This window comes from Myxococcus sp. AM011 (assembly GCF_013372595.1).
Taxonomy (GTDB): Bacteria; Myxococcota; Myxococcia; order Myxococcales; family Myxococcaceae; genus Myxococcus; species Myxococcus eversor.
This window is the reverse complement of record NZ_JABXEM010000113.1, coordinates 23,918-32,556: the sequence shown is the minus strand read 5'-3', so window position 1 is coordinate 32,556 and position 8,639 is coordinate 23,918. Positions and strand designations below refer to the sequence as shown.

7 protein-coding genes are annotated in these 8,639 nt (G+C 68.5%); 2 read left to right on the top strand and 5 right to left on the bottom strand.

Annotated features, from left to right (window positions below; all coding sequences use genetic code 11):
• Positions 1-1,651: TcdA/TcdB catalytic glycosyltransferase domain-containing protein (locus HUW62_RS23280; RefSeq protein WP_217911497.1), on the top strand; the 1,651-nt coding region annotated here is incomplete at its 5' end.
• Positions 1,652-1,981: 330 nt separating this feature from the next.
• Here HUW62_RS23280 and HUW62_RS23275 read toward each other — a convergent pair.
• The 5 genes from HUW62_RS23275 to HUW62_RS23255 form a co-directional block, all read right to left on the bottom strand.
• Positions 1,982-2,791, bottom strand: a complete 810-nt coding sequence (locus HUW62_RS23275; RefSeq protein WP_163870340.1) for a carbonic anhydrase — start codon at positions 2,789-2,791, stop codon at positions 1,982-1,984.
• A gap of 327 nt (positions 2,792-3,118) precedes the next feature.
• A complete protein-coding gene (locus tag HUW62_RS23270) occupies positions 3,119-3,427 on the bottom strand; it encodes a hypothetical protein (RefSeq protein ID WP_163870302.1) in 309 nt (102 codons plus the stop codon).
• Positions 3,428-3,431: 4 nt separating this feature from the next.
• A complete protein-coding gene (locus tag HUW62_RS23265; protein ID WP_176435661.1) occupies positions 3,432-4,958 on the bottom strand; it encodes a DUF4331 domain-containing protein in 1,527 nt (508 codons plus the stop codon).
• A 105-nt stretch (positions 4,959-5,063) separates the two neighbouring features.
• Positions 5,064-6,188, bottom strand: a complete 1,125-nt coding sequence (locus HUW62_RS23260; RefSeq protein WP_176435660.1) for a HupE/UreJ family protein — start codon at positions 6,186-6,188, stop codon at positions 5,064-5,066.
• Positions 6,185-7,396 (bottom strand): tetratricopeptide repeat protein, encoded by a 1,212-nt coding sequence (locus tag HUW62_RS23255; protein ID WP_176435659.1) that lies wholly within the window; start codon positions 7,394-7,396, stop codon positions 6,185-6,187. The genes HUW62_RS23260 and HUW62_RS23255 overlap by 4 nt, the downstream gene beginning before the upstream one ends.
• 303 nt (positions 7,397-7,699) lie before the next feature.
• Between HUW62_RS23255 and HUW62_RS23250 the strand changes: the two genes are divergently transcribed.
• Entirely contained in the window at positions 7,700-8,638 is a 939-nt protein-coding gene (locus HUW62_RS23250) for a bifunctional 2-polyprenyl-6-hydroxyphenol methylase/3-demethylubiquinol 3-O-methyltransferase UbiG (RefSeq protein ID WP_163870344.1), read from the top strand.
• Position 8,639: the final 1 nt, after the last annotated feature.

Here is an 8,639-nt window from a genome sequence, read left to right as displayed (position 1 = left end):
CCCCAGGCGTGACAGCCGGCCTCCCCCCAAGCTGCCCGTTCCCTTCGCCCCGCCGAAACCTCCAAGCCCTTCAGGTCCTCCAGGTCCAGCACCCTCCGCGCGGGGGAGGCCCGGGCTCAGTCCCATTCCCAAAATCATCCACGGGACCTGGGCCGGCGGAGGACCTATCGCGACGACGAAGACCCTCCAGGGAATCACGAGCTGGCTGGAGAAGACCCAGGCCACGCCAGACCATCAGGTGTGGATCTGGTGGGACGACGCGCACGTCTACAACATGCACTTGCGCAAGATTCTGAAGAAATACCCCCTGGCGCGCGCGCACTACGAGCTCAGTGCCGCGCAGGACCCCTTGAAGGTGCGTGGGACGGTCCGCCATGGGCGTGACCTGCACAACCTGCGAGTCCTCTCGCAAGGGATGTCCCCGGACGAGAAGCTCGCCCTGGCCAAGGACCTCATCAACGAAGCGGCCGATGACCTGGAGCCCCTGCGTGCGCTGGAGCGCGCGCACCCCGAACGATTCAGGCTCTGCAACCTCCGCTCACACGAGTTCCTGACGGGCATGCACTTCCTCAACATGGATGCCTATGACCAGGAGCTGACCCTGCGCGGAATGTTCGCGGCCTCGGCGTCCGACATCCTCCGCTACGAGGTGCTCTACAACTACGGAGGGGTCTACATGGACGTCGACATCGACCTGCTCTCCGCGCTCGGAAGACTCGAGGTCGATGCCTCGGGCGCCCTGGTGGGAATCACCCCGGACCGCAAGTTCGCGGCGTCCGCGGCCGCCTGGCCCGGTCGCGAGCTGATCGCCACGACCCCGGCCTATACCGACAAGAGCCTCTATCTCAGCAACTGCATCGTGGCGGCGGCTCCCCGCAGTCCGCTCATCGATGCCATGCGACAGACCATTCGTCTGGCCTATCGACTCATTGGGTGGAGGTCCCCACGCGAGACGTTCGAGCTCGACCCCGATCATCTGCTCGAAGGCTATTGGAAGAACAACACCACCCGCTCCACGCTCGACCTGACCGGGCCCAACATGGTGCGAGACCTCCTCTGGCTGTGCTCCAGGAACGTCCCCTGGGAGGAGATGCCGAGTGCTTGCCTCTCCCGGCTCTGCGCCACCCTGGTGCCATCCAAGGCCTCGACGAAAAAGAAAGCGCCGGCACCGTCCTCGTCGTCCTCGTCGTCCTCGTCGTCCTCGTCGTCCGGTGCTTCCGCCAGCGTCTCCCCGCCATTTGACCGTGTTGCCCCTGTCTGGCGGGACGACGTGCCCGAACATGTCCCGTTCTGGCAATGGGTCGCGGCGAATGCGACCTTCCCCATGGTCCATGTCGAATGCGTGACGGAGGCCGCGGGCGTGAGTGATTGCGATGCGGCGAATCTCCAGGTGGTGTCCGTGAAGGCACCCAAGGCCCCGGAGAGCGAGCCCTTCCACTTCGTGCACTTCCCGAGCATCCCCAGAGGGGGGGCCCTCAAGGGCCTGCTGAATGACCTTCACACGAATCACAAGATAGACACCCCGTTGCCCCTGGACATCAAGGCAGGCGATGAGATTGTCTGGGGCGCTGTTCGCTGGAAGGTCACCGAACTCGGCAAGCAGAAGGGCCTGGTCGTGGGCAAGAAGCCCATCACGCTGATCCGCCTCTGACCCCAGCGCGAGGGACGGCCTGGCTGGGAGGGTACCTGTCGCGCCTCAGTCCGCATGTCGGGGTTCGCGGCGGTGAACGCGGCGGGGGGCATCCCCTTCTGCGGACAGCTCAAGACGACCCATCACGGCAGCCTGTCCCTGCGCCACGCCCAGCTTGAACGACGCACCGGCCTGAGTCGAGCCGCGCGCGACCCCGGCCGGCCCTCGACGAGTCCTGGAGTCACATGTTCCAGAACCCGTCGGGTGGTTATCGCGAGCACTCCATCCCAGTGCCCTCCATGGAGGGCATGTCGGGCAACCGGGGGCAGCCCCGAGGCCGCGTCAGCCAGACTAGTGGGCGGACTGAACGCCGACCGTGCGGCCGTTCAGCGGCTGCACCGGACGGTTGTTCGGGTTGATGTGCGGAATCCGCTCGAACGCGGCGATCTGCGCGTCGGACATCTGGATGGGGTTCTTCATCACGAACCACTGGAGCCCCTCGCTGCAGGGGGGCGTGGTGAGCGAGCCGGCGTACTGGAAGAAGGCGCGGTTGAAGGGCAGGAGCGCGCTGGCGTTGAGGAGCGCGCCCGTCGGGTTGCTCTCCTCACCCTCGTGCCGGGGAAGGTGACGGAATGCGGTGAACAGCGCCGCGTTCACGAAGCCCTCCTCGATGAGGACGCCCACGACGGCCTTGGGCGTGCCAGCGGCGTCGGTGTGAACCAGGTGCACCTCGAGCGGATAGCTCACGCCGTCCTTGGTGTGCTCACTGGGGGTGTGGAAGTGGAACTGCGCGAGCTTGTACTCGTTGGAGCCGACGGTGATGGTGCTGCCCGCGTCGTAGTTGAACACCACGGTGTGGCCGTTGTTGACCATGCGCACCCGGCTGGTGCCGTAGTGGAAGCTGGGCGCCGCCACGTTGGTGTGCGCGGAGCCGGACGTGGACAGCGCCACGGGGGACTGCTGCACGCCGGTGGAGCACATCGCCGCGCCGGGGACCTCGTCCCAGTGCTCGGGGCTCAGCGTCTGCGCATAGCCCCAGTGAGCCTCTTCGCTGCTCGCGGCGGGCTGTGTGTCATTGGCGAGAGCAGCCGAGCTCAGACACAGGGAGGTCATCAACGCACCCTGGAGGGCGCGCACGGAAACAGTTCGGATGGAGGACATGGCTGTGGATTCCTTGTTGCATGCAGGTTTCCGACACCCGGGGGGCATCTCTGGCTTTGGCCAGACACGTCCCTCCACGAGGTGGAATTCGTCGGGTATTGTGCCGTTGCCGGCACCTGCGTCTCGGGTTGAGGTTTATTTTTAACCCATCCGGAATTATTCGGAATGTTTTGAAATAAAGCGTAATGAAACAGACACGTGACGCCGCGCTGCGTAATGACTCTCGGTTTCTTGGCGCATGGAGACATGCGAAGAAAATGAGAAGGGCCGCGGACACATCAGTGTCCGCGGCCCGGTTGCTTCATGTCTGGTGTGGCGGGGGTGGGCTCAGGGCTGGAAGAACGTCGGGGCGAACGCGTCCGCGGGCGCGCTGTCCACGAAGTTCTTGTCGTCGAGCGTCACCGGCGTCGTGGTGTCGGAGGTCTGGTTGATGACCAGGTCCCTGACGAAGGCGGTGAACTCCACGCCCGCGTCCGTCCCCGCGTCGGTGCCGGCATCCGTCCCGGCGTCCGTGTTCGTTCCCGCATCCGGATGGGGCGGGAAGGGCGGCGGGTCGTGGTCGTCGTTGGTGCATCCCGTGTAGGCGAGGACGGTGCCAAGGATGGCGACACAGGCCACTGCTCGGAGCGTGCTCATGGGCTCACGTCCCGTCGCCGTTGGCACCCGCCTGAGGCGTGGTGAGGTAGGGGAAGACGGCGTCGAACTGGGAGGCATCCTGGAGCACCGCGTCGTGGAACGGGATGTTGCGCGCGGGGGCCTGCGTGTCGTCCGCGAGCAGGTAGCCCATGGACACGCGCAGCGCCACGTCCACCACGTCGTCGCCAGGGCGGCGACCGTTGGGGAAACCCGCCGGGTCACACCCCGGGTTGTTCAGGGTGAGCTGGCCGTTGACGAAGCACGCGGCGGCGCCCAGGTTGTTCTGTCCGGCCTTCGCCGTGGCGGGCAGCGCGGTGTTGAGCCGCTGCATCTCCGCGGTGGAGCCGTTCGCATTCACGTTGGCCACGCCGGTGAGGAAGGCGGCCACCAGGTCCGCGCGCGGGAAGACGGTGGGTGCCCTCACGCCATCGGCGCTGAAGAGCAGCTCCAGGATGGCGGGCAGCGTGGGGTGGGTGACGTAGTCGGCGAACTGGGCGTCGTTCTTCGGCTCGCTCGCGTTGAAGCGGTCCTTGTCCTTGATGCCGATGACGACCTCGTTGACCAGCGGCATGCCCAGGCGGCTCACCTGCGTCCACGCGCCACCTTCACGCGAGGGCGCCGTATACGAGGCGGTGGGGTTGATGGCGCGCGCCTGACGGACGCTGGCGGAGGTCCACGCGCCGATGACGTCCTGGGTGCCCGCCTTGAGGCAGGAGATGGGGACCTCGAGGGCCAGCGTGGTGATGTTCTTCTTCGCCAGCGGATTGGGGACGGCGCCGCGCGCGCTCGGGTCGATGATGACCGCCGCCGGGGCGTTCACCAGGTCGAACACGGGGCCCAGGTTCACCGCGAAGGGCTCGCGGCGCTGGCCCACGAACAGCTTCGCGGTGCCGGTGCAGCCGGGGATGTTGACGTTGTGGATGTGCTGGCGGGAGTAGGTCTCGTACGTGGCGGCGTTGCCCAGCGACTTGGTGCCCACGTAGTCCGCCGGCTTGGCGAAGACGGTGGCGCCGCCCGCGGTGTTCGTCACGTCCTGTCCGGCCGCGCCGCGGCGGGGGCCTCGGACGACCTTGACGGTGTAGTTCTCCTGGACGTTCTGCGCGCTCCGGTCCGCGGTGGTGATGGCCCCCACGTTGGTGAAGGGCACCGACACGCTCTTGGTGTTGCCGGCCGGGCCCACGTTCAGGGTGATGCCGTTGGCGCCGTTGAGGTTGTTGGTGAAGCGGAACTGGAAGGTGAGGTCCTCGATGGCATCCCCGGTGTTGTCGACGTGGATTTCGTAGAGGGCATCCGGGTCCAACGAGAAGTAGTTGGGGCCGCCGTACGCGTCCTGGAGGGGCAGGTAGTTGGCGATGAGGGTGACGAAGTCCCCACGGTCCGGCTCATAGCTGCGGAACATGTAGAAGTCGGTGGCGTCGACCTTGGGCATCCGGGTGATGAAGGGGGCTTCACGGTGGCTGGAGGCCTGGGCGGTGGGTACGAGTAGCGCCGCCGCGAGCGCCAGCGCGCCCGCGAGTTGTCGTCTTTGCATGCGTGTCTCCACACTGCGTTGGGGGGCAAGTCCCACCGGCGGGCCCAGACGGCGCCGCGCATCCGGTGGTGCATGTATTACGGCGGTGCGACGCGATTGGATGGGTCAGAGCGGCAGGACGCTCACGTCCAGGGCCCGCTCCGCGAGCCACACACAGGCGATGAGTCCGATTGCCGCCGAGCCGCCGACGAGAATCGCGCGCCGATACACCGTCGCTCCGCGCAGCATGAAGGCGACGGGCAGGAAGACGGCGACACACGCGAGCTGCCCCAACTCCACGCCCACGTTGAATCCCAGCAGCGTGGTGGCGAGCCCCTCCGCGGGCAGGCCCAGGTCGGCGAGCACCGACGCGAAGCCGAAGCCGTGCAGCAGGCCCAGCGCGAAGGCGACGGCCCAGCGGGTGCCTCGGATAGAGGGGAAGACGTTGTTGGCCGCCGCGAGGATGACGCTCACCGCGATGGCGGACTCGACGAGTCGGGAGGGCAGCGCCACCAGCCCGAGCGCGGCGAGGCTCAGCGTGAGCGAGTGGGCCACGGTGAAGGCCGAGACGATTTTCACGACGTCTCGCAGCGCGGGGCCGAACCGGTCCACGGGCTCCCAGCCGCCCTCGGGGGAGCGCTTCAGGACGGAGGGCAGGAGCAGCGCCAGCAGGAACAGCAGGTGGTCCAGGCCCGCCCAGATGTGCTCGATTCCAGAGAGCACCATGCCGCCGAAGTGGCTCCACGCGGACAGGTTCGCCAGCGGCACGTCCACGGTGTGGTGGGACGCGGAGAGCACGAGGGTGCCCTGGCCCTGTCCGCCGGCCACCTGGATGATGCCTCGGTGCTGCGGGTCGCGGTCGAACAGGAGCGTGTAGTCCAGCGTCAACGCGGAGGGCCAGGTGGGGCAGGCCGCCTGGAAGTCGAGCACCGCATAGGCCCCATCGGAGTGCCGCGCCACGCGAAGCGCGCCCTCGGGGGTGGTGGGGCAGGGCGCGCCGGCCGTGCCCACGGACAGTCGCGAGAGGACGTGACGGGTGATGTCCTGCTGCCGGTCGCGCACCTCGCCCCAGGCCAGGGCGCCGTCTCCGTTGGAGTCGAGGCCGAGCACCGCGTCGAGGTCCCTGAGCGCCACGTCCCATCGACCGGTGAAGCCGTGGGGGGCGCGTTCGAGGCGCAGGTAGCTGTCGCTCGGCTTGTGGGCCAAGGCCATGGAGGGGAGCAGCACGAGCAGGGCGAGGAAGCGATTCATGGCGCTGCCTTCTTCAGGCGCGTGGCGAGGGCCAGGAGTCCCGGGTCCTCGCAGGCGATGGCTTCGAGCCAGGTGAGGGCGGGCTTCGCCGCGTCGGGCGTTCCGGCCGCGAGCGCGGACTCCATGAGGATTCGCACGTCCCAGGGCTCGCGCTGCACCTCCCAGTTGGCCTGTGCGAGCGTCAGCGCCTTGTTCGCGTCCTTCTCCACGTGCAGCGCGAACCGGGCCTCTTCACGCCCGTGCAAGGTGTCCCCACGAAGTCTGCTGGCCGCATAACGCGAGGCCAGCTCGGTGGTGAGTGTCGCTGCCTCCGCCGAGCCCAGCGCCGTCTCGGCGAGCACGCGGCGCAGCAGGTGGCCGTCATCCGTGGCGTGGTCCTTCATCAGCCGCGAGGCCTCGGCCGGCCGGTTCAAGTCCAGCAGCAGGTCCGCGAGCGCAGCGCGGGTGTACGCATCATCCGGGTCGGCCGCGAGCGCCTGCGCATAGAGCAGCTCCGCGCGTCGGGTGTCTCCCGAGCGAGCAGCGGCCTCCCCCAGGGTGGACAGCGCCCAGGCCTGCTCTTCCGGGCTGCCCAGGGCCCCGCGTCGGGACATGGCCTCGGAGAGCCGCGCATAGGCGCGCCCCGAGTGTCCCGCGACGCTGTCCACCTGCGCCCGGCACACGGTGGCGGTGAGCGCTCCCGCGAGGGTTTCCAACGGTGCGCAGCTCTTCTCCGCCTCGGCGTGCTGGCCCCGGACACCCAGCACCACGGCGCGCGTCAGCCAGGCCTGGGCATCCCTCGGGTCCTCGCGCAGGGCGGCGTCCAGGTCCGCGAGGGCCGCGTCGAATTCGTGGCGACTCTGGCGCAGGGTGGCGCGCAGCAGGAGGACCTCGTGCGGCGGCCGGGGCTCGTCCCACCAGGGCGCGAGCGCGGCCTGGGCCCACCCGAGGTGCCGTGGGTCTCCCCGGGCGCGTCCCTCCTTCAGCTCCAGGCGAGCCAATCGCACGGCCAGCTCCAACTGGCGAGGCTGGGCGTCCAGCTCCTGTCGCAGGGCGGCGCGTTCGCGGGCACGGGCGTCGGTGGCCCGGGCGGGCACCTGCTCCAGGACCTCCGTGTCGCTCTGGGGCGTGAAGGGCGCGGACGCGGTGTCGGGGCCCCGGCTGCAACCACAGGCCAGTGCGAGCACGACACCCAGGACGCTGTGACGGGGCCGCATGACGGAGCGCATTGCCCCTCCTTACGGCCCTGTGTCGTCCCTGGATTTCCCACCGATTATCGGTGGGAGGCGCCGGAGGGCCCCGTATCGACGGGGCGGGTGACCGGGGACTCCGCGTCGCTCCGTATGCCTCGTGGGCCCGCTACTGGCCCTTGTGTCGGCTCCCCGAGAGGGGGCCGGGTCCCCGGTCCTGGCGCCTTGTGTCATAAACGAGGGCGCCCGCTGCCTCCTGGAGCTTTGTTCTTGAGACTCTCATCCCTCCTCGCCAAAGACGGCCTCCAGCGACTGCCAGCCCGTATCCGAAGGAGGCTCGCCTTGGAGGCGCGGCGGCTGGTGATGATGGGTGTCACCCATGTTCCACCGGTGAAGAGCGGCCTGGAGCTGCTGAGCTTCGAGTTGTCGCTGCTGCTCGCCCAGAAGAGCCAGGACCTGTACGGCGCCAGCTACTACGGCGCCGGGCGCAACCCGAAAGACCGCGAGGGCAACAGCGGCTACGAGCACTACCGCCGGGACTCCAGCCACGCGAACAAGGCCGCCTATCTGCTGTGGAAGCACTTCGACGTGCGCGACTCCCTGGATGTGGGCTGCGCGCTGGGCTTCACGGTGCAGGCGCTGAGGGAGCTGGGCTGGGACACCCAGGGCAGCGACTTCAGTGACTTCGCCATCCACCATGCTCCGTGGGACGTGAAGCCGCACCTGTCGCTCGGTGACTTGTCCCAGCGGCTGCCCTTCGACGACGGCCAGTTCGAGCTGGTCTCCGCCTTCGAGACGCTGGAGCACCTGCCGCCGGCCCTGGTGCCGCACGCGATTTCGGAGCTGTACCGCGTGACACGGGGCTTCCTCGTCGTGACGGCGCCGTCCTTCGGTCTCTGTGGCACGGGGCCGGACGGCTGGTTCGACGGGAAGGTGCGGCCGGAGCGGCTCGCGCACTATCAATCGCTCGGGCCCGACTACATGGGCCCGGTGCCAGAGGAGGACCTGGCGCGCGACGAGTGGGACCGGCCGTTGGAAGGGCACGTCACGATTGCGTCGTTCGCCTGGTGGCGTCGCCAGTTCGAGTCCGCGGGCTTCGTGCTTGCCCCGACGCTGGAGCAGCGGATGTACGCGGACATCGAGGCCGTGGGCCTCCGGGGCCTCTGGAACCTGTATGTCCTGCACCGGCCGGGGGTGGCACTGCCCTCTCCGGACCTGCGCGCGCCGGAGGAGCAGGCGAGGCTCGCCCGGCGGTGGGACGTGTCTCTGCGCGCGGGCTGAG